Here is a 21,508-nt window from a genome sequence, read left to right on the forward strand (position 1 = left end):
ATGTATAAAAACACAACCGCTTTATCTGTTGCGATAAGCCTTGCTTTGGGGACAGCAGCAGTTGCAGCCCCAGCAACAGCACTGGCAGAAGAGCAGCAAGTTGAAAAACTTCAAAAGATGAAAGTTACTGGTTCGCGTATCTCCACGACGGATATGGAAGGTCCTTCACCAGTTACTGTTATTAATAGTAAAGACATTGAGTCTAAAGGCTTTAACAGCGCGCAAGACGTATTGAACAGTTTGACCCAAAACACAGGTGGTGTAATGGCTCAAACAGACTCTTTCTCGTTTACACCAGCAGCGCAGTCAGTCAACTTACGTGGCCTTGGCGCGTCACGCACATTGATTCTTATTGATGGCCGTCGTCTTCCTCAATACCCGCTAGCACAAGATGGTACATCTAACTTCCAAGATATCGGCCAAATCCCTGTCGCCGCTATTGAGCGTGTTGAAGTAATGACCGACTCAGGTTCTGCTATCTACGGCTCCGACGCAATCGGTGGTGTCGTAAACTTCATTTTAAAGAAAGACTTTGATGGCGTTTCTGTAAAAGTACGCGCGGGTGACGCGACGGATGGTGGTTACCAAAATGGTCGTTTAGACGTTGTAGCTGGCAAAAACTTTGACGACAAACGTATTCTCTTCGTTGGCCAATTTGCGGGCAACGAAATGCTAAAGCAATCTGACCGAGATGATTGGGCTGGCGATGACGGTTCTAGCCGTTCTCAGCTAAGTGGCTACTCTAGCTACGGTGCAAACTTTGAAGGCGCCAACGGAACACTTCTAACACCAGCTGATGCTGGTTCTTCCTGTAAAGAAGTCGTTGGTGATGCCGCGATTGAACGAGCGGATGGAAAGTGTGGTGTTAACCGCTCTGCATACCGAACATTAAAACCAGAAAACAAACAAGTAGACCTACTTTTACGTGGTGAAATGGACATTAACGACAATGTCACTGCCATGGCAGAAGCCCGTTTTGGCTACAAGTCTACAGAATCTGAATTCGAACCTAACCCTTACAGCGTTGAAGTTGATGCCACTCACTTCCGCGGCGAAGGCGAATACACTCGCCGTATGGTCGAATTTGGACCACGCGAAAGTAACACTGAAGCCGATTCTTTTGGCTTAACCTTAGGCTTGAACGGCCTGCTTGCTGATACGTATGATTGGGACCTATCCGCTGGTTACTCTGAGCAAAGCGTTGAAACAAGCAACCCAGCAATCTTCCTAACTCTCGACCAAGCTGTACAAAATGGTGATGTCGATCTTCTAGGGCCTATCTCTCAAGACGTTGTAGACAAATACAGCGGCACTTCAAGCAAAGAAGCTTACTCAAAGCTTTACTCTGTTAACGGCTCACTGGCTGGTGATTTGGTTGAACTTCCTGCAGGTATGTCTGGCTTTGCTGTTTATGGTGAATGGAACCGTACTGACTACAATGAGACGATTGATGCGACAACAGCAGCTGGTGGTTTCTCTGGTCTAGGTGGAACATCAGGCGGCGGTGACCGCGATCAGATTGGTCTTGGTGTTGAAGCTCTTATTCCTATCATTGAAGATTTAGAAATGACTGTCGCTGGTCGTTACGACCACTACTTCGACGACTCGGCAACTGGCGGCGCATTCACTCCTAAAGTAGCCCTAGCATACCGTCCTACTGACACCCTATTGCTACGTGGTAGCTACGGTCTAGGCTTCCGAGCTCCAGACTTGAAGCGACTATTTGGTGATCAAACTCGAGGCTTTGGTTCTGGTTTTGACCCTGTGCTTTGTGCCAACGCTGGTGGTAGCGGCCCACAAGATAAAGACAAGTACCCAGAGTGTGATACTCAGTACTTCGATACGCTTAATGGCCCTAACTCTGAGCTGAAAGAAGAAACAAGTACAAACATTAACTTGGGCCTAGCGTGGGAGCCTGTGGATGATCTTGGTGTAACTGTTGACTGGTACCACATCAAGATGGAAGACGTCGTAACAGCACCAACTTACCAAGACGTAATTAACGATCCAGGTAAATACCCAGGTACTGAAGTCGTTCGTAACCCAGATGGCACCATCAAGTCGGTATCCTATGGTCCAGTGAACCAGTCGTATGAAGAGCGTTCTGGTATTGACCTAGCGATCAAATACGCATACGACACTAATGAGTTCGGTTCATTTAACACGCGTGTTGCTGTAACGAAGATCTTGATTGCTGAATATCAAGAAAACGACAGCGAGCCTGTAACGGATGAAAGAGATTTCATGCCTGAATACACCGCAACGTTAAATCTTGGCTGGGCATATGAAGATGTCGCTATCAACCTATTTGGTAAATACCGCGACCGTATGTGTTCAAGCTACGCAAACCGTTACTACTTTGATGACTGTGATTCTGCTAAAAAAGCGGGTTACAAAGCAGAAATCGCTAGTATGACAACGTGGAACCTAACGGCTTCTTACCAATTCAACGAGAGTGGTCGTGTAACTCTTGGTGCTATCAACATGTTTGACAAAGTACCGCCTGCAGATCCTCTAAGCGATACCTCTCCATTCTATGCAACTGGGTATGACGATCCAATCGGACGTCAGCTATACGTCGAGGCATCATACGACTTCTAAAAAATATTTGGCGCGGGTTTTCCGCGCCCTTTTCGACTGACTAAAACACTGACAAGGATGCAACCATGAAATTCAAGGAATTTGGTCTCAGTGCCATAGCTGCAGCATTGCTTACTATCAGTAGTAGCTCTATAGCGGCCAACTCTGGTGCTGTCGTTTCCACACAAGCAAAAGCAAATCAATCTTCAGAAGCTTCGCAACAAAAAATCGACAATTATGCCGAAAGTACTGAAGGCATGTTGGCAGAATACAAAGGCTTACTACGTCAAATCGACAGCATGAAAGTCTACAACGAGCAAATTAATCGTATGGTTCAATCACAGCAAGGTGAATTGGACTCATTAAATAACCAAATTGCTCAGATCGATCAAACGGCAACAGAAGTAGTGCCACTAACACTTAAAATGATCGATGCACTCGATGAGTTTGTGACTCTCGATCTGCCTTTCCAGAAAAAAGAACGTAATAAACGTGTCCAAGAACTGCGTCGTCTCATGGATCGCGCCGACGTAACGACTTCTGAGAAATTCCGTAAAGTGATGGAAGCCTACCAAATTGAAGAAGGCTTCTCTCGCTCAATTGAATCTTACAAAGCTAGCCTAGATAGAAATGGGGAAACCGTGACTTACGATTTCCTACGTATTGGTCGCACGGCGCTTTTATTCCAATCTCCAGACGGTGGTGAGACAGGTATGTGGAACCAACAAACACGTCAATGGGAAACATTACCGGAAAGCTACCGCATAGCGGTACAGCAAGGCCTTCGTATCGCGAAGAAGCAAGCGCCACCAGCGCTAATCAAATTGCCTGTATATGCTGGGGAGGAATAAGAGATGAAAGGATTCAAAACTCTAGCCGCTGGTCTACTAGCGAGCTTATTTATGGCTTCAGGCGTACAAGCAGAAACGCCTAAAAACCTATCTGAACTACTCAAAAACGTAAAATCAGAAAGCATCGTTGAGTCAAAAGAGAATAAAGCCCGTGAAGCTGAGTTCAAGAACAATCGCGATAAGCAAGCGGTATTATTGCAACAAGCTCGCGAAGAGTTAGCTGCGCAGCAAGCACTGGGCGATCAACTTAAAGCAACATTTGATGAAAACGATAAGCAGCTAACTGAACTAACAGAAACCCTACGTGTTCGCTCTGGTACTTTGGGCGAAATGTTTGGTGTGGTCCGCCAGTATGCGGGCGAGTTTAAGGGCTTATTTGCAGCCTCTCAAAACGCTGTTCAGTTCCCAGAGCGTGACGCTCTACTAACGAAACTGGCTGGAAGCAAAGAACTGCCATCAACACAAGAGCTAGAAGCATTCTGGCATACCATTCTTCAACAAGTGGTTGCCTCAGGCGAGACAGCAACAACCCAAGCAACGGTTGTTTATGGCGAAGGTAAAGAAGCGGTTCGCGATGTTACTCTTGTCGGTGAATTTAACGCGATTGCCGATGGTAAGTACGTTACTTATGTACCTCAAACAGGTAAGTTCGAAGAACTCTCTCGACAACCTCGCACCAATATTACACGTCATGTTGCGGGCTTTGAGTCAGCGTCAAACAGCTATGAGCCACTGTTTATTGACCCATCCCGTGGTGTAATTCTGTCTCTACTTGTACAAAGCCCTACCGTTCAAGAACGTATTGATCAAGGTGGCATTGTAGGTTACGTCATCCTTGGTATGGGTGCAGTTGGCGCTATCATTGCTCTAGTTTGCTTCCTACGCCTTCAAGTGATTGGCGGTAAAATGCGTAAGCAAGCGAAATCAGAAACCGTGATTCCTGGTAACCCTCTGGGTGAAGTTATCCAAGCTTACCAAGAACACAAAGGTGACAACCTTGAAGATCTTGAAGCGAAACTGGACGAAATCATCCTACGTAACGCACCGAGCATTGAACGCTTTATCAGCTCAATCAAACTGTTCGCTTCTGTAGCACCACTTCTAGGTCTACTGGGTACGGTTATGGGTATGATCGGTACGTTCCAAGCAATCACACTATTTGGTACAGGTGATCCTAAGCTAATGGCTGGCGGTATCTCTGAAGCTCTTGTTACAACCATGCTAGGTCTGGTTGTCGCAATTCCATTGCTGTTCCTTTACACCATCGTACACAGTAAAGGTCGTCGTTTGGTTCAAACTCTTGAAGAACAGAGTGCAGGCTTCATCGCTCGCTATCAGGAAAAACTACATAAAGCCGAAAGCTAAGGAGGCGTTATGTGGTGGTTAGTTGGAGAACTTGAATCAATTAGGCGCTTCTTGGGAATGGGTGGCGATGTACTCGTCGCCATCTTCATCCTCAGCTTTATGCTGTGGGCAGTATTGTTAGAACGTTGGTTCTATTTTGCTGCCGTCGCTCCAAAAGCCATGAAAAAAGCCGTTGGCTCATGGCAGGAGCGCTCAGAGCACCAGAGCTGGAACGCTAAGATGATCCGACAAGAAATTGTTTCTCGTCAGGACATTGAGAATAAAAAGGGCCTGCCAATCGTGAAAGTATTGATTGCGCTTTGTCCCTTACTGGGTTTGCTCGGCACCGTTGTTGGCATGATCCAAGTATTCGACATCTTAGCGGTAACAGGAACAGGAAGCCCTCGAGCAATGGCCTCGGGGATCTCAAAGGCAACAATCCCAACTTTAGCCGGGATGGTGGCTTCTCTATCAGGACTGTTCTTTAGTTCACGTCTTGATCATTTAGCCAAAGTCACAACGCAAAAGCTGGAAGATAAGCTAAAGCATATTGCCTGAGTAAATGGAATTAGAGGTATAGGTCATGAAAAGACGCTATAGCAGTGATAGCAGTGATGAAACCGCTATCGATATGACACCGATGCTCGACATCGTATTCATCATGTTGATCTTCTTTATCGTAACAACATCGTTCGTAAAAGAAGCTGGTCTAGAAGTAAACCGCCCGACGGCAAGCTCTGCGCAAACCGTGAAAAAAGGTAACATCATGGTCGCAGTTGGTGCGGCGGGTGATGTTTGGGTTGATAAACGCCGCATCGAAGTGGACGCGGTTCGCGCGAATATTGAACGTCTTCGTGCAGAAAGCCCTGATGGCGCAGTTGTTATCCAAGCCGACACAGAAGCAAATGCTGGCGTAGTCGTGAAGGTTATGGACCAGATCAAAATGGCAGGTGTAGAAAGCATCTCCATTGCCGCAACCAATAAGGATTAAGCTTATGCGGTATCTGGCCTCAATTGCACTGGCGCTCATTGTCTCCCTCGGGTTGTTCTGGGGGATGGACAAGCTAGTAAACAAAGAGCGCCACGAGTTAGTGTCGAATGATGACCTGCGTATGGTCGAGTTTATTCGCATTAAACCAGACGAAAAAATACAGGAGAAAAAACGCGAACTTCCAAAGCCACCACCGCCTAAGCGTCCGCCGCCGCCGCCAGAAATGAAAGTGACAGCGACAGTAAAACCGGTGATGGAGCAGACCCCAATGGATATGCCAAAGCTTGACCTACCCGTAAATGTTACAGGTGGTTCGGTGCTTGGACATTATAGCCAGGGTGGAGGTGCGCAACTCGCGGGTAGCGGAGGTCCAACACCTCTAGCGACATTCCAACCTCAAATGCCTAGGAAGGCTGCGAAAGCAGGAATAGAAAAAGGGGTCGTCTTATTAGAGTTTACTGTCAACGCACGTGGTGCCGTAGAGGACATCAAAGTTCTTAAAGAGCAACCACGACGCTTAGGCCTCGGTCGAGCGGCAAGAAAAACAGTCTCTAAATGGACATTTAAACCAAAATTGGTTGACGGGAAACCTGTTAGCTCGCGCCTATCGCAAGAAATAGAGTTCTCAACCAATTAAGGAGTCACGATGAAAAGTTTATGGAAAAGCAAAGTGGCTTCTTTAATTCTCTTCGCAGGAGTGGCAATGACCGCTCCTACGATGGCAAAAGAAGCTCCTCAGTTATCAGATCGGACATTTCGAACCGTTAACAAAGTGCAAGAGTTGATCGCAACTGAAAAATATTCAGCAGCGAAAGAAAAACTAGCAAGCGCTTTAGAAAGCACAAGTTCGAAAAAATACGACCGAGCAGTTTTACTTCAGCAGACTGGCTTTTTGTATTCGCTACAAGACAATTATGTGCAAGCAGCAAAATACTTTGCCGAAGCATTACAGCTCGACGCACTTCCCGTTCCTGTTGCTCAACAAGTTCGCTACAGCTTGGCTCAGCTTTACCTAGCTGAAGAAAAGTATACGTTGTCTGTAAAAACGATGAAGGAATGGTTCAAGGTTGCAGAAACAACCAAAGAGAAGCCTCAAGCTCATGCTTATATCACGTTAGCGAGCGCTTATGTTCAGTTGGAAGATTACAAAAATGCAATCCCGCCAACCAAAAAAGCCATCGCGATGAGCAAGAGCCCAAGTGAGTCTTGGTACTTAATTCTCGTTGCATCTCACTACGAGTTAGGCCAGCTGAAAAGCGTTGCCAGTGTACTCAAAACTCTGACTTCAAAGTACCCTCAGAAAAAGCGTTACTGGATGCAACTTTCTGGTGTCTACATGGAGCTAGGTCAAGAGCGCAACTCTCTAGCCACCCTAGAAATGGTTTACAAAATGGGGAAACTAGAAGGAGAGAAGGAATATTTACGCTTTGTAAACTTCTTGGCTTATCAAGGTATTCCATATAAAGCAGCCAAAACTCTTGAAAAGGAAATGGCAGCTGGAAACATTGAAAAGACGAAGGAAAACTATGACCGCCTAGCCAGTTTCTGGCAGCAAGCTAAAGAGCTAGATAAATCAATTCTCGCTTATAAAAAGTCATATAACCTCGCTCCTTCTGCTAAAACGCAAATTCAGATTGCTCGCTTAATGATACAAGACAAGCAGTATTCTGAAGCAACTCGTTTTGTAGAAAGCGCGGCATCCAGTGCCTCTAAAGAGCAAAAGGCAGAACTTGAATACATTCGCGGGATGGCCTATTTCGAGCTTAAGCAACCACAAAAGGCCTTGCAGGCGATGAAAGGCGCTGCTCAATCGCCAAAATTCAGGTCAACCGTTAGCCCTTGGATAAATTTCCTAGAGTCTCAAGGATAATTCGAAGATTAAGTGTGAGTCAGTCGCACGCCTGGGGAAGTGAAAGCTTCCCCTTTTTTCCGTTTTATCTTTATTAACCCCTATTTTTAACCAGAGTCACTCACGCAAGCCAAATCGGGACTCTAAACCTAAAATCAGCACACTAAACGGTTGTAGAAATGGTTTTAATAACAGAGTGCGCGGATGGTAAGTCCTGTACCACGCTCCTTCTTCGCTGTTTAGGAACACTCTGGCGTAAGTAACTATTTCATCTGGGACGATCACAGACAGAAAGATCAACTGGTAACAAAATAGAGATCATGATACTCTTCGCCTCCATTTTTCTGGCGGGATTATCACCAACATCCACCCCTTTGGTGGTTGATTTCTCAATGCCAGTGCTATCGTTATAAGAATGTCGAACTTTCCTTCGGCACTCAATCAATCCAATCAAAAGTGGAACAGTACAATGGGCAAAGGTACTCTCTATATCGTATCTGCACCTAGCGGCGCAGGTAAATCTAGCTTGATCTCAGCGATGTTGGAACGCAACCCAACCTACGCAATGAAAGTGTCTGTGTCTCACACCACGCGCAACATGCGACCTGGTGAAGAAAATGGTGTCCACTACCATTTTGTAGCGAAAGATGAGTTTGAAGCCCTGATCGCTAAAGGTGACTTCCTAGAATACGCAGAAGTGTTTGGTAATTATTACGGCACATCTCGTGTATGGATTGAAGAAACACTAAATAAAGGTATCGACGTTTTTCTAGATATCGACTGGCAAGGCGCACGCCAAATCCGTGAACAAATGCCAGAAGCCAAAAGCATCTTCATCCTGCCACCATCAAACGGTGAGTTAGAGCGTCGCTTGAACACTCGTGGTCAAGATAGCGATGAAGTGATCGCAAAGCGTATGGCTGAAGCCAAGTCGGAAATCTCTCATTACAACGAGTACGACTACGTGATCGTAAACGACGATTTTGATACCGCTTTGATGGATTTTAAAGCTATCTTGCGTGCTGAAAGATTGAAGGAAGAAAAGCAAGCTGCTAAATATAAAGGTATGCTTGACGCGTTGTTAGCAGAGTAACTTCAAAAAAGTCACGCTGTAAAACATAAAGAATTTCCCGTTTTTTGCCCAGTGCGAAAAACACAATAAACTACCTGAGAAAGTCCACAAACGGTGGCTTGTCTAATTGCTAGTAAATAAAGTAGTTAGGTTGTATACTTTCTCGTCATTCTAAAATTTTAGTTAACTATTTGGAGTCCTCATGGCACGCGTAACTGTTCAAGACGCTGTTGAAAAAGTTGGCAACCGTTTCGACCTAGTACTGATTGCGGCTCGCCGCGCTCGTCAAATGCAAACTGGCGGTAAAGATGCACTAGTGCCAGAAGAGAACGATAAGCCAACGGTTATCGCTCTACGCGAAATCGAAGAAGGTTTAATTACTAAAGAAGTTCTAGACGCTCGTGAACGTCAAGAACAGCAAGAGCAAGAAGCGGCAGAGCTAGCGGCAGTAAGCAGCATCGCTCACAACCGTTAATTCTGACTTTAGAATTCAACAACCTCCCGGGCCTATAATTTGTATCTATTCGATAGCCTCAAAGACGTTGCCCAAGAATACCTAACAGAGCCTCAGATTGAGGCTCTGCGTCAATCTTATGTGGTAGCGAGAGATGCCCATGAAGGGCAAACCCGCTCTAGCGGTGAACCATACATCATCCACCCTGTCGCTGTGGCTCGTATCTTGGCCGAAATGCGCCTTGATATCGAAACCCTCCAAGCTGCTTTGCTGCATGACGTCATTGAAGACTGTGATGTAACTAAAGAAGATCTCGAAGAGAAATTCGGCAACACTGTCGCAGAATTGGTTGATGGTGTATCTAAACTGGACAAACTCAAATTCCGCGATAGGAAAGAGGCTCAGGCTGAGAACTTTCGTAAGATGGTTCTGGCCATGGTGCAAGATATCCGCGTCATTCTGATCAAACTGGCTGACCGCACGCACAACATGCGTACGCTTGGCGCGCTTCGACCAGATAAAAAGCGTCGTATTGCTCGTGAAACGTTAGAAATTTACGCGCCCCTCGCTCATCGTCTTGGTATTCACAATATCAAAACCGAACTCGAAGAGTTGGGCTTTGAGGCGCTATATCCCAACCGCTACCGCGTACTGAAAGAAGTGGTTAAAGCCGCACGTGGTAATCGTAAAGAGATGATCCAACGCATTCACAGCGAAATAGAAGGCCGTCTGCAAGATTTTGGCTTGAATGCTCGCGTCGTTGGTCGTGAGAAAAACCTGTTCTCTATCTACAACAAGATGAAAACCAAAGAACAGCGCTTTCACACCATCATGGATATCTATGCGTTCCGAGTCGTTGTTGATACCGCTGATACTTGTTATCGCGTTTTAGGCCAAGTACACAGCTTGTATAAGCCACGTCCTGGTCGCATGAAAGATTACATCGCGGTACCAAAGGCGAACGGCTATCAATCGCTACACACTTCCATGGTTGGCCCACACGGCGTACCTGTTGAAGTTCAGATCCGTACTGAAGATATGGATCAAATGGCGGACAAAGGTGTCGCGGCACACTGGTCTTACAAAGACAAAGGCGACAAGTCTGGTACCACTGCGCAAGTGAAAGCTCAGCGTTGGATGCAAAGCCTGTTAGAGCTACAACAAAGCGCGGGTAACTCATTCGAATTCATTGAAAACGTAAAATCCGATCTTTTCCCAGATGAGATTTACGTCTTCACACCAAAAGGTCGTATCGTTGAACTACCTTTAGGCGCAACGGCTGTCGACTTTGCCTATGCCGTACATACCGATGTAGGCAACTCTTGTGTTGGTGCTCGTGTTGATCGTAACCCTTACCCATTGAGTAAGGCATTGAAAAACGGTCAGACAGTGGAAATTATCAGTGCCCCTGGTGCGCGTCCGAATGCGGCATGGCTGAACTATGTCGTGACTTCTCGTGCCCGCACTAAGATTCGACAAGTACTGAAAACGATGCGTCGTGAAGAGTCGATTACTTTAGGTCGTCGCCTACTTAATCACGCACTTGGCCGTCACTCGATTGATTCAATTTATCCAGAAAATATCCAAGAAGTCTTGAATGATCTTCGCCTAGAAAGCATCGATGATTTATTGGCTGCTATTGGATTGGGTGAGTTGATGAGCATTGTGATCGCACGTCGTCTCCTTGGTGACACCGAAGAGCTCACGACAACAAGTTCAATCCCAACGGACTCGAAGAAGAAGCTTCCGATTCGTGGCGCAGAAGGCTTATTGCTGACGTTTGCAAATTGTTGTCATCCTATCCCAGATGATCACATTATTGCTCACGTATCGCCTGGTCGTGGTTTGGTTGTTCACCGAGAAACATGTCCGAACGTTCGTGGTTATCAGAAAGAGCCAGACCGTTATATGGCTGTCGCTTGGTCTGAAGACTACGATAAAGAGTTCATTGCTGAACTTAAAGTCGACATGCTTAACAACCAAGGTGCTCTTGCAGAACTTACCAACGTGATCTCGAAAACAGGATCAAACATTCATGGCCTTTCAACGGAAGAACGTGATGGTCGTCTATACACTGTGACTGTGCTGTTGACGACGAAAGATCGTGTCCACCTTGCTGGTATCATGCGTAAGATTAAGGCAATGCCTCAAGCAACCCGAGTCAGACGCAGAAAGAACTAACCTCTATCGCCACCTACTCTGTTAGGTGGCGATTTTTTATACCTCAATAAATATGAACCTAGAACGTTACAACCGTATTCACCAAGTCCTAAAAACTCGCCAAACTGATCTGACACTTTGTCTCGAAGAAGTACATAAGCCAAACAACGTCTCTGCCGTGATCCGCACCGCTGACGCGACAGGCTTACACAAAGTTCACGCAATTTGGCCTGACAAAATGCGTACGCTGAGCCATACCTCAGCTGGCGCGCGTAACTGGGTTGAAGTGGATACTCACGATTCGATTGAAACTGCGATTACCGAACTCAAAGCGCAAGGTATGCAGGTTTTGGTGACCAATCTTTCGGACACCGCCGTCGATTTTCGCGAGATCGACTACACCAAACCAACGGCAATCATTTTAGGCAGCGAAAAGGTTGGCGCTTCAGAGCAAGCCAAACAGCTTGCTGATCAAGACATTATTATCCCGATGGTGGGCATGGTGCAGTCACTAAACGTATCGGTTGCCAGTGCCGTAATTTTGTATGAAGCGCAACGTCAACGTGAAGCCGCAGGCATGTACGACCGAGAAGAAAGCGCTCTGCCTAAAGAGACAATCAACCGTATTCTCTTTGAACGTGGTCACCCAGTGCTGGCAAAGGTCGCGAAACGAAAAGGGCTCGTTTACCCACCACTCGATGAAGAAGGTCAAATCATCGCCGATGACGCGTGGTGGCAAGAGATGCAAAGCAAGTAACAGACTTTCGTCATCCTGAACGGCGGCGAAGGAGCGTGGTTCAGGATCTAATTCTCAAATATACAGATGCTGATAGTGTTAACTTCAGCGACATACTTGTTGAAAATAGAATCCTGATGTCGCTAAAGCTCCTCGGAATGATAGGTTATCAGTCAAATCATGACACTAACTAAAGCATGACTATTTTTTCCTGTACAAAAACACAGCTCCATGGTTAACATACTGCTATGTTAACCATTTTCTTGAGCCCTCTATGTCCGCCCAAATGTTATCTGCCGTCCCATTAACCTCCCTTTCTGGAGTTGGCGCGAAAGTCGCAGAAAAACTCGCCAAAGTTGGCTTACATAGCGTTCAAGATTTGCTGTTTCACCTTCCGTTACGCTACGAAGATCGTACTCGTATTTACCCTATTGCCAAACTGCATGCTGGCCTTTGGGCGGCAGTGCAAGGTAAGGTCATGGCAGTCGACACCATCTTCGGTAAGCGCAAAATGCTAACGGTAAAAATCAGCGACGGTAATGGCACTATCACGCTGCGCTTTTTCAACTTTACCGCAGCCATGAAGAACAATTTCACGCAAGGTAAGTTAGTACATGCTTACGGTGAAATTAAGCGCGGTGGCATGGGTTTGGAAATTGTTCATCCTGACTACAAGTTTTACGTCAGCGAGCAAAAGCCCGATGTAGAACAGAGCTTAACTCCTGTTTATCCCACTACAGATGGTTTACGCCAAATCACATTGCGCAACCTTACCGAACAAGCTTTAGCCCTGCTTGATAAAACCGCAGTGCAGGAATTACTTCCATCTGGGTTGTATGACCATCAAATCACGATGTCGCAAGCGCTGCACACCATTCATCGCCCACCACCAACCATTAATTTAGATGAGTTTGACGAAGGCAAACATCCTGCCCAAATCCGCTTGATCATGGAAGAATTGCTCGCACAAAACTTATCGATGCTGGCGGTGCGTAGCAAAGGTCAGAAGGATTCAGCGCTACCTCTCGGTCCTTGTCATAAACTAAAAACGCAGCTTTTAGCCCAACTGCCTTTCTCTCCTACAAACGCTCAAACCCGAGTAGTACAAGAGATTGAAGCCGATCTAGAAAAACCGCACCCAATGATGCGATTAGTGCAAGGCGATGTTGGTTCGGGGAAAACGTTGGTTGCCGCTTTGGCCGCTGTTAGAGCCATTGAGCATGGCCATCAGGTGGCACTCATGGCGCCAACCGAACTATTGGCCGAGCAACACGCTATCAACTTCGCAAACTGGTTTGAAACAATGGGCATTCAAGTCGGTTGGTTAGCGGGCAAACTCAAAGGTAAGGCAAAGGAAGCCGAGCTGGCTCGTATTGCCAGTGGTGAAGCGCAAATGGTAGTGGGTACTCACGCGCTATTCCAAGAGCACGTTGAATTTCATCACCTTGCTTTGGTCATCATTGATGAACAACACCGCTTCGGTGTCCATCAGCGATTAGAATTGCGTGAAAAAGGCGCAAAACAAGGCGCCTACCCACATCAGTTGATCATGACGGCGACGCCTATTCCTCGCACCTTAGCGATGACCGCTTACGCCGATCTGGAAACTTCCGTGATTGACGAGCTACCACCGGGTCGAACGCCGATTCAAACCGTTGCCATTCCAGATACAAAACGTGACGACATCGTCGAGCGTGTCCGAAATGCCTGCTTAAACGAAGGCAAGCAGGCATATTGGGTGTGTACCCTGATTGATGAGTCGGAAGTATTAGAAGCGCAAGCCGCGGCAGATACCGCAGAAGAGCTTCAACGTAAGCTACCGGACGTAAAAATTGGTCTAGTACACGGACGAATGAAGCCGGCAGAGAAACAAGCGGTGATGCAAGATTTCAAAGACAATAAACTGCATTTGCTGGTCGCAACGACAGTGATTGAAGTTGGTGTGGATGTACCAAACTCTAGCTTGATGATCATAGAAAACCCTGAACGTCTTGGTTTGGCACAATTACACCAGTTAAGAGGTCGCGTGGGCCGAGGTTCCGTTGCTAGCCATTGTGTACTGCTGTACCACTCTCCGCTGTCAAAAACCGCGCAAAAACGTCTCGGAGTACTACGTGAAAGTAACGATGGCTTCGTCATTGCGCAGAAAGACCTAGAAATTCGTGGCCCTGGAGAACTATTGGGTACAAAGCAGACAGGTCTTGCTGATTTCAAAATCGCAGACTTAGTTCGAGATCAACGCCTGATTCCCGAAGTTCAGCGTATTGCGCGTCATATTCATGACAATTACCCGTCTAACGCAACAGCGATTATCGATCGCTGGTTGGGTGAGCGGGATATTTACTCCAAAGCGTAATGATTGAAAGCGAGCCAAATGGCTCGTTTTTTAATGCGTCAAAAACAAAGCAAACGTTTGCTTTTTGAGTAAATCTCTCTATAATCGCGCACAAATTTTTAAGTGTGTTAGATCACACTCCACCAACCTGAGTTGACTCTGATTAACAGCAATCACAGGTAACGACGTCAACTCCACCCTGCTCTCCCATTCAGCGAGAACTAGGGACATATTGCGACTAGCGAGACAAACAATGACAACTTCAAACCGATCTTCGGAACTGGTCTATCAACTCAACGATCGACCACCTTTGCCTCAAACCATTTTTGCCGCACTTCAGCACTTATTGGCGATGTTCGTCGCGGTTATCACTCCTTCACTGATCATCTGTCAGTCTTTGGGTGTACCAGCAGACCAAACGAACACCATCATCAGCATGTCTTTGTTTGCGTCAGGCGTGTCTTCGTTTATTCAAATTCGCACCATTGGCCCAATTGGCTCTGGTTTACTCTCTGTTCAAGGTACCAGCTTTAACTTTTTAGGTCCTATTATTGGTGCAGGCCTATCGCTGAAAGCCGGTGGAGCAGACATCAGCACCATGATGGCTGCCATTTTTGGTACGATTTTAGTCGCATCATTTGCAGAAATTTTCCTATCTCGCGTATTGGAGCATGCCCGCCGAATCATCACTCCGCTCGTTTCAGGCATCGTCGTCACTCTTATCGGTCTCACACTGATTCAAGTCGGCTTAGTATCAATGGGCGGTGGCTACGCAGCATTAAATGAAGGAACCTTCGGCAGCTTAGACAAACTTGCTCTGGCTGGAACGGTACTTGGATTAATTGTGATTTTAAACCGCTCGAAAAACCCATACATCCGTGTGGCTTCAATCGTGATTGCGATGCTAGTGGGCTACATCATGGCGTATTTTATGGGGATGGTAGATACTTCTCAGCTAGGCGCAACCGAGATCGTAGCACTGCCCGTACCAATGCAATATGGCTTATCGTTTGACTGGTCTCTGTTCATTCCGCTGGTACTGATTTTCTTTATTACCGCACTAGAGGCCATCGGTGATATTACCGCAACATCTGAAGTGTCTGGTGAGCCAGTAAAAGGCCCAGTGTACATGAAACGCATTAAGGGCGGTGTGTTAGCAGACGGCTTAAACTCCGCAATCGCAGCCGTTTTCAACAGCTTCCCGAACTCAACGTTTAGCCAGAATAACGGCATCATCATGCTAACAGGAGTCGCGAGCCGCTACGTGGGTTACTTTATTTCTGGCATGTTAGTGATTCTTGGCTTGTTTCCTGGCGTCGCTAGCTTTGTTCAGCTGATTCCTGAGCCAGTACTTGGCGGCGCAACGATTGTCATGTTTGGTACGATTGCTGCCGCTGGTGTGCGTATTATCTCTCGTGTTGAGCTCGATCGCCGCGCAATTCTGATCATGGCCTTATCCTTCTCAATGGGACTTGGTATCGCACAAAAACCAGAGATCCTGCAATTTATGCCAGAATTTATTAAGAGTATTTTCTCAACTGGTGTTGCAGCAGGTGGCATCACAGCGATCATTTTAAATCTACTTCTGCCAGAGAAACTGGAAGACGAAGATGAACTTCCTCAGGAAGTGAAAGAGTCTTAAGATTATTGAGAATAAGAAAAGCCCAACCTATTTAGGTTGGGCTTTTTGTTTAAAGGGTGCAGGCCATCGACTTACTTGGTAGGAAAGCTGATTTGAGCGATTAAACCGCCTTCACTACGATTACGCATCACCACAGAGCCTGAATGTTGGCTGATTATACGCTTCACAATCGCCAACCCTAGCCCAGTGCCTTCACTACCGCGAGCGGTGTCACCACGCGTAAAGGGTTCAAATAACCTCGCGATTTGGGAATGCTCGATACCCGGTCCGTTGTCCTCTACTGAAATCCACACTAGCTGCTTATCTGCTGTCACACCAGTGCTGATTTTGACCCAGCCATTGCCATAACGTAGCGCATTCACAACTAAGTTACTGATCGCCCGCTTAATCGCAATCGCGCTTCCTTTGGCTGGCGGCAAGTTAAGATTAAGATCTGTTTCAATTTCAACCTCATAACCACCTTCAGAACTGGCGACGTCACTGGCAATCGTACTGATATCAACCGCTTCAAACGATTCTTGGTTCACCGGTTTGAGATAATCCATAAACTGACTGATGATCTCATTACATTCTTCCGTATCGCTAATGATCCCCTCCGCAAGATAGCTGTCCTCAGGAGACATCATTTCTGTCGCTAGGCGAATACGCGTCAGAGGCGTTCGTAAGTCATGGCTAATCCCCGCCATTAATAAGGCTCGGTCTTCTTCTAGCTCTTGAATACCTTTCGACATTTGATTAAAGGCTCGAGTTACAGAGCGAATCTCCGATGCGCCTTTCTCTGCTAAGGGGGGCGGGATCTCACCTCGACCGACGTCTTTCGCGGCTCTCTCTAAAGCCAAAAGTGGACGGTTTTGCAAACGAATAAACAACCAACCACCAGCAATGATCAGCAGCGCCATAATCAAACTGTTACGAAACAGCGGTGCAAAATCTTCTTCTTGCAGCTCAGATAACGGAATACGAATGATGGAGTTCGGCAACTTTTCGATGTGCATCCACAAAATGTAACTTTCATCGCCAAGCAATAAGCGTACTTCTGTAGGCGAACCCAGCTCTTGGCTCATTTCTTCAGACATCAAATCAATCGACATTGCGTGATGAAATTCAATCGCCTTATCGCTGTCAAGGCTGTGAACCGTCACCCCTAATCTTTCTAATAATTGACGCCTTAACGGTGCATCAGACTTTAAAGGTCCTTCATCATCAAGCACCAAATTGAGCTCATGGGCGAGAATTTTATTGAACTGCTGCAAACTCGGCATCAACGCGTAGTTAAAAACGGCGTAGTAAGAGAAAACTTGGCTCGCGAGAAGCAAAGAGATGAACAGCAGAATAGATTGTGTCAGTGAACTTCGGATGCGCATGGAACGTTCCTAGTGGCCCTAATCGCGAAATTTCAGCCTTCAAAGGGAAAGTAATGAAGGCTGAAGTTGCTATAGCCAAGTGCTGGCTATGGAGTGAAGAGGTTACACCTCTTTGCCGTCTGGGACGAAAACATAACCTAGGCCCCATACGGTTTGAATGTAGCGCGGCTTGCTCGGATCGTCTTCTAACATGCGACGTAAACGTGAGATTTGTACGTCAATAGAACGTTCCATTGCAGAATATTCACGGCCACGCGCCATGTTCATCAATTTGTCTCGTGACATTGGCTCACGTGCATTCATCACGAGCGCCTTTAGAACAGCAAACTCTCCAGAGGTGAGTGGCATTGCCTCGTCACCGCGGAACATCTCGCGAGTGCCTAGATTGAGTCGGAACTCCCCGAACTCCACCACTTTTTCTTCCGTGCTTGGTGCACCCGGCAACTCTACAGTTTGGCGGCGTAATACGGCCTTGATGCGAGCCAACAATTCGCGTGGGTTAAACGGTTTTGGCAAATAATCATCCGCCCCTACCTCAAGACCTACGATGCGGTCCACTTCATCACCTTTCGCGGTGAGCATTAAGATTGGCAACATATTGTTCGCGTGGCGTAGACGACGACAAATTGACAAACCGTCTTCACCTGGCAACATTAGGTCCAGCACCATTAAGTGAAAGTTTTCGCGCGTTAGTAGGCGATCCATCTGTTCGCCATTGGCGACACTTCGTACCTGAAAACCTTGCTCAGAAAGGTAACGCTCCAATAGAGCACGTAAACGAGCATCGTCATCAACCACTAAAATTTTATGATTTTCTTGCATTGAAACATCCTTTCAGAAGCGTCTATTGTCGAAAATGTATCACTGTTTTTCCTAACGTGCTCAAGCAAATTGTTACTCTTTTTATCTTAAGCGCTTTATTCTCTCTCTAGCAGGTATTTTCAGCACCTACTATTGACCATAATTCCATTCCAGTTCACGTTTGGCCTCAAGCAGCTCTTGCTGTGCCTCCGCCAACTTGTGACGTTTTTTCTCAATTTTGTCTGCTTTACCTGAATGCTGAGCTTCGACTAATTCTTCCTCTCGCTCCTCAACTTCTTTAGTCTTTTCTTCCACTTCTGCTTGCAGCTCTTGGCGCAGCTCACCTTCCGAGCATTCATTCTGGATAGCGGAAAGTGCTTGCTCCAAGCCTTTAATTCGATGTTCATTACCTTGCGCTTTTGCATACTCGAGCTGTTGCTCTACCGCTAACTCTTTAGCGTCACAGCCTTTCACTTCATCTTGAGCAAAAACTGAAAGTGAGAAACCTATTGTTAGTGCAGCACTACACATGACTGCTTTGTTCATTTTACTTCTCCGAGAAAGGCACCATGCCTTTATACCAAATATTCTGACGTTGAGACCCAAGTCACTCCTAGTGAACTTCATGAGACTTGAATCGGTGATAAAGCCTCAGTCTTCCGAGGCCGGTTGAATATATTCAATTGAGTTGATGAACCACTCTTTTTCACCTTCTGGGGTGCGTACCGTGAACTCTTCATCCACTTGTTTTTTCAACATCGCTCGCGCCATAGGTGAATCGATAGAGATGTAGTCTTTCGCATCGCCATAAATCTCTTCAGGCCCGACAATACGAAACTTTTTCACTTCTCCTGCCTCATTTTCTATTTCCACCCATGCACCAAAAAAGACTTTGCCTTCTTGTTGCGGAGAATAGTCAACGATCGTGACTTCTGGCAGGAATTTACGAAGGAAGCGGACACGACGGTCGATCTGACGGAGTAAACGTTTATTGAAGGTGTAATCCGCATTTTCTGAGCGATCGCCCAGGCTCGCCGCCCAAGTAACGATCTTGGTGATTTCCGGGCGCTTTTCATTCCAAAGGTAATCATGCTCTTGTTTGAGTTTGTTGTAACCTTCTCGTGTAATCAGCTTAGTTTTCAAATTAACTCCTATCTCAACTAAAAAATGCTGCTCTTTGGCAGCATTAAGGAGATGATATACCCAAAGGTCCAATGTTGTTCAGGCTTTGGGTATCAAGGTGATAAGGCGGCCAGAGTGTTACTTTTCGTAATCCGGTTTTTGCGTCACGATGTAATTCGTATCACTCGAAACAACCGCGCCATGTTTTAGGAAGTTTTTACCTAAAATCATGCTGTAATGGAAGCGACCTCGGTCCTGTAAGTTGACTCGGATCTTCTTCTCTAATTCGCCAAGCTTAACATGCATTTCAACCACAGGGCGTACGTTCGCTTTCTCGCCTTTCTTCGCTTTAATACGCATGACATCAACAACAGGCTTGGTAAACGCCTGTTTCATGCCAAGATCGTTCTCATAGGTAAAGCTCACCATGTCTTTGCCGTCTTTCTTAAACTGCTTGATGTTCTTAGCATTGATTGAGCTTACATCTGCACCCGTGTCTAACTTCACAGGGAAAGACATCCCCTCAACTTCAGCCACTTCGATATGGCCAGCTTTGAAAAGTGGCCTTGCATCTAGTAGATGGTCTGCGCGAGTGTTCAGCAACACACCACCCTTGGCTATGTCATGACCAAAGACGAAAAAGGGTTGAGTGTCACCCTCATCAAGCACATCGAGCGCAAACTTCATTGATGTGTCTTTTCTACCGAGAAGAAAGTCTCCTTCGACAACAGGGCGAACCGCGCTGCCAACCTTGAGCTTTTTCAACATTGGTTTGGTGATTTTTTCTTCTTTCCCCTCATCGTTCATTAAATAAAACGTGACGGATTCATCCTTACCTTTTTCTGTTACTTCAAACCCATTTACACGCAGTAATGGCGTTTTCACAGTAAAAGTGGGGTAAGCAGGGACGGTATAACCATCAATGGTGACCTGTTCTTCTGGTGAAACGACAAGAGGTTTTGATTTGAGTGCGCTTTTGAACGTTTTTTCTACGCCACCCAGTAGATTTTCTCTGTCCGTATCAATAACAAAGTGCTGACTCGCGACGTCCCGACCTAAGCGAATTTGCGAACTGAACTTACTGCGATCACGCAGATACACCAACCAACGTTGAGTTTCATTTTCGCCGACTTTGACGGGTAAATAGACTAAAGGGCGCTCGCTTTTGGTCGTTTTCAGCATTCGTACCAAGGGTAATGTCATTGGATGACGCTTGCCATTCTCGCCCTCTAACATAAAAGAGACTTCGTTATGCTTCTTGTCTACCTTGATGTCCAGTGCATGGACGTTGGTATAACGGCTAGAAGTTGAGATGCTGATCTTATATGGCACACCTTCGACTTCAACCGTCTCTTTTTTGCCAATCATTTTTGCGCGTGGCTGTTCTTGAAGGTAATCGTAACCAGCGAAGACCCATGCGTTATCATCGAGATAGGTTTTACCAATCAAGATAGGAGAAGAGAATTGCGTACGCTTGGTCAGGTTCACTTCCGTATCAACGGTGTGACCAGCGATTGTCATCGGCATTTTTATTGTCGGGCGTAGGATGGGCTTTTTGCTTGTTCGACTGCGAATCGCGCTCACTCTTTCCAGATCATCGGTAATCTGTATTTCCTTCCCTGTATAAGGGTGAGGAACCGTAAAGCTAACCTTTACTTGATATGGCTTAAAGCTGTCGGCGTCCCACTTTGCCTTCGTACCACCTAAGTCATCGACAATCGCCCAAAGTAACTCGTTATCTTTCAAATCTTGGTAATCTGGGTGTGAGCTACTGACATGGATATTCTCCGCATGCATCGATGTCGTATCTGCACCAGTATCAATCTTGCCAATAAATGGCACCGCTTTTAGTTCCGGAATGTCACTGTAGTAGACGCTCTCCACACGCCCTAGTACCAATTTGTTATCGAGCTGATAAACGGGAGCTTGTGTGGTTCCTGAGATAGACTGCGCCCAACTAAGCGGGGCGACAAGTAAGGCACTCGTAAGCGCTAACGCCAAAGACATTTTTTTCATCATGATTATCCGTATAAGCCGAGGTACATTTAGTGATATCAACAACCGTGGAATTAGGTTAGTCGATAACTGCGGATATAAGTTCTCAATTTAATTACAGTTTTGACATAAATCTGACTGATGTCCACCAGCGCCCGGTAAATTTTTGCCTCGTTAATTTAAAACATTGCAAATTCTTCGAACGACCCCAA

General features: G+C 46.3%; 18 protein-coding genes. 13 read left to right on the forward strand and 5 right to left on the reverse strand.

Annotation, left to right across the window (positions count from 1 at the left end; genetic code table 11):
- The 13 genes from R7M72_RS07750 (at position 1) to R7M72_RS07810 (ending at position 16,014) form a co-directional block, all read left to right on the forward strand.
- Positions 1–2,601: a TonB-dependent receptor plug domain-containing protein gene (locus R7M72_RS07750; RefSeq protein WP_017634998.1), complete on the forward strand. Its 2,601-nt coding sequence runs from the start codon at positions 1–3 to the stop codon at positions 2,599–2,601.
- Positions 2,602–2,666: 65 nt separating this feature from the next.
- Entirely contained in the window at positions 2,667–3,431 is a 765-nt protein-coding gene (locus R7M72_RS07755; protein ID WP_005379365.1) for a DUF3450 domain-containing protein, read from the forward strand.
- Positions 3,432–3,434: 3 nt separating this feature from the next.
- Positions 3,435–4,796: a MotA/TolQ/ExbB proton channel family protein gene (locus R7M72_RS07760; RefSeq protein WP_318056120.1), complete on the forward strand. Its 1,362-nt coding sequence runs from the start codon at positions 3,435–3,437 to the stop codon at positions 4,794–4,796.
- 9 nt (positions 4,797–4,805) lie between these two features.
- The gene (locus R7M72_RS07765) at positions 4,806–5,333 is read left to right on the forward strand and encodes a MotA/TolQ/ExbB proton channel family protein (protein WP_047103760.1); all 528 of its coding nucleotides are present in this window, start codon (positions 4,806–4,808) and stop codon (positions 5,331–5,333) included.
- A gap of 25 nt (positions 5,334–5,358) precedes the next feature.
- The gene (locus R7M72_RS07770) at positions 5,359–5,766 is read left to right on the forward strand and encodes an ExbD/TolR family protein (RefSeq protein ID WP_005379359.1); all 408 of its coding nucleotides are present in this window, start codon (positions 5,359–5,361) and stop codon (positions 5,764–5,766) included.
- Positions 5,767–5,770: 4 nt separating this feature from the next.
- Complete coding sequence (locus R7M72_RS07775; protein WP_005379353.1) at positions 5,771–6,403, forward strand: energy transducer TonB; 633 nt, start codon at positions 5,771–5,773, stop codon at positions 6,401–6,403.
- A 9-nt stretch (positions 6,404–6,412) separates the two neighbouring features.
- On the forward strand, positions 6,413–7,636 hold the full coding sequence (locus tag R7M72_RS07780; protein ID WP_169644337.1) for a tetratricopeptide repeat protein: 1,224 nt from the start codon (positions 6,413–6,415) through the stop codon (positions 7,634–7,636).
- A gap of 448 nt (positions 7,637–8,084) precedes the next feature.
- The gene (gene gmk, locus R7M72_RS07785) at positions 8,085–8,708 is read left to right on the forward strand and encodes a guanylate kinase (RefSeq protein ID WP_005379347.1); all 624 of its coding nucleotides are present in this window, start codon (positions 8,085–8,087) and stop codon (positions 8,706–8,708) included.
- A 181-nt stretch (positions 8,709–8,889) separates the two neighbouring features.
- Positions 8,890–9,162, forward strand: a complete 273-nt coding sequence (gene rpoZ, locus R7M72_RS07790) for a DNA-directed RNA polymerase subunit omega (RefSeq protein WP_005379346.1) — start codon at positions 8,890–8,892, stop codon at positions 9,160–9,162.
- Between the two features lie 39 nt (positions 9,163–9,201).
- Positions 9,202–11,322, forward strand: a complete 2,121-nt coding sequence (gene spoT / locus R7M72_RS07795) for a bifunctional GTP diphosphokinase/guanosine-3',5'-bis pyrophosphate 3'-pyrophosphohydrolase (RefSeq protein WP_005379340.1) — start codon at positions 9,202–9,204, stop codon at positions 11,320–11,322.
- 52 nt (positions 11,323–11,374) lie between these two features.
- Entirely contained in the window at positions 11,375–12,058 is a 684-nt protein-coding gene (gene trmH, locus R7M72_RS07800) for a tRNA (guanosine(18)-2'-O)-methyltransferase TrmH (RefSeq protein ID WP_017820702.1), read from the forward strand.
- A gap of 253 nt (positions 12,059–12,311) precedes the next feature.
- Positions 12,312–14,393 (forward strand): ATP-dependent DNA helicase RecG, encoded by a 2,082-nt coding sequence (recG, locus tag R7M72_RS07805; protein ID WP_315956759.1) that lies wholly within the window; start codon positions 12,312–12,314, stop codon positions 14,391–14,393.
- A gap of 232 nt (positions 14,394–14,625) precedes the next feature.
- Positions 14,626–16,014, forward strand: a complete 1,389-nt coding sequence (locus R7M72_RS07810) for a uracil-xanthine permease family protein (protein WP_047103752.1) — start codon at positions 14,626–14,628, stop codon at positions 16,012–16,014.
- A 71-nt stretch (positions 16,015–16,085) separates the two neighbouring features.
- On the opposite strand, the gene envZ is transcribed toward R7M72_RS07810, so the two are convergent.
- The 5 genes from envZ to R7M72_RS07835 form a co-directional block, all read right to left on the reverse strand.
- Positions 16,086–17,378, reverse strand: coding sequence for a two-component system sensor histidine kinase EnvZ (gene envZ / locus R7M72_RS07815; protein ID WP_017820700.1), 1,293 nt, complete (start codon positions 17,376–17,378; stop codon positions 16,086–16,088).
- Between the two features lie 102 nt (positions 17,379–17,480).
- Positions 17,481–18,200 carry a two-component system response regulator OmpR gene (gene ompR, locus R7M72_RS07820; protein ID WP_005379333.1) on the reverse strand — a complete coding sequence of 240 codons (720 nt, stop codon included), beginning with the start codon at positions 18,198–18,200 and terminating at the stop codon, positions 17,481–17,483.
- A 129-nt stretch (positions 18,201–18,329) separates the two neighbouring features.
- Positions 18,330–18,725 (reverse strand): DUF1090 domain-containing protein, encoded by a 396-nt coding sequence (locus R7M72_RS07825; RefSeq protein ID WP_017635004.1) that lies wholly within the window; start codon positions 18,723–18,725, stop codon positions 18,330–18,332.
- 105 nt (positions 18,726–18,830) lie between these two features.
- On the reverse strand, positions 18,831–19,322 hold the full coding sequence (gene greB / locus R7M72_RS07830; RefSeq protein WP_053307281.1) for a transcription elongation factor GreB: 492 nt from the start codon (positions 19,320–19,322) through the stop codon (positions 18,831–18,833).
- A 117-nt stretch (positions 19,323–19,439) separates the two neighbouring features.
- Complete coding sequence (locus R7M72_RS07835; protein WP_318056121.1) at positions 19,440–21,320, reverse strand: ATP-dependent zinc protease; 1,881 nt, start codon at positions 21,318–21,320, stop codon at positions 19,440–19,442.
- Positions 21,321–21,508 lie beyond the last annotated feature (188 nt).

This window comes from Vibrio sp. YT-18, from assembly GCF_033337345.1.
GTDB classification, from domain to species: Bacteria; Pseudomonadota; Gammaproteobacteria; order Enterobacterales; family Vibrionaceae; genus Vibrio; species Vibrio alginolyticus.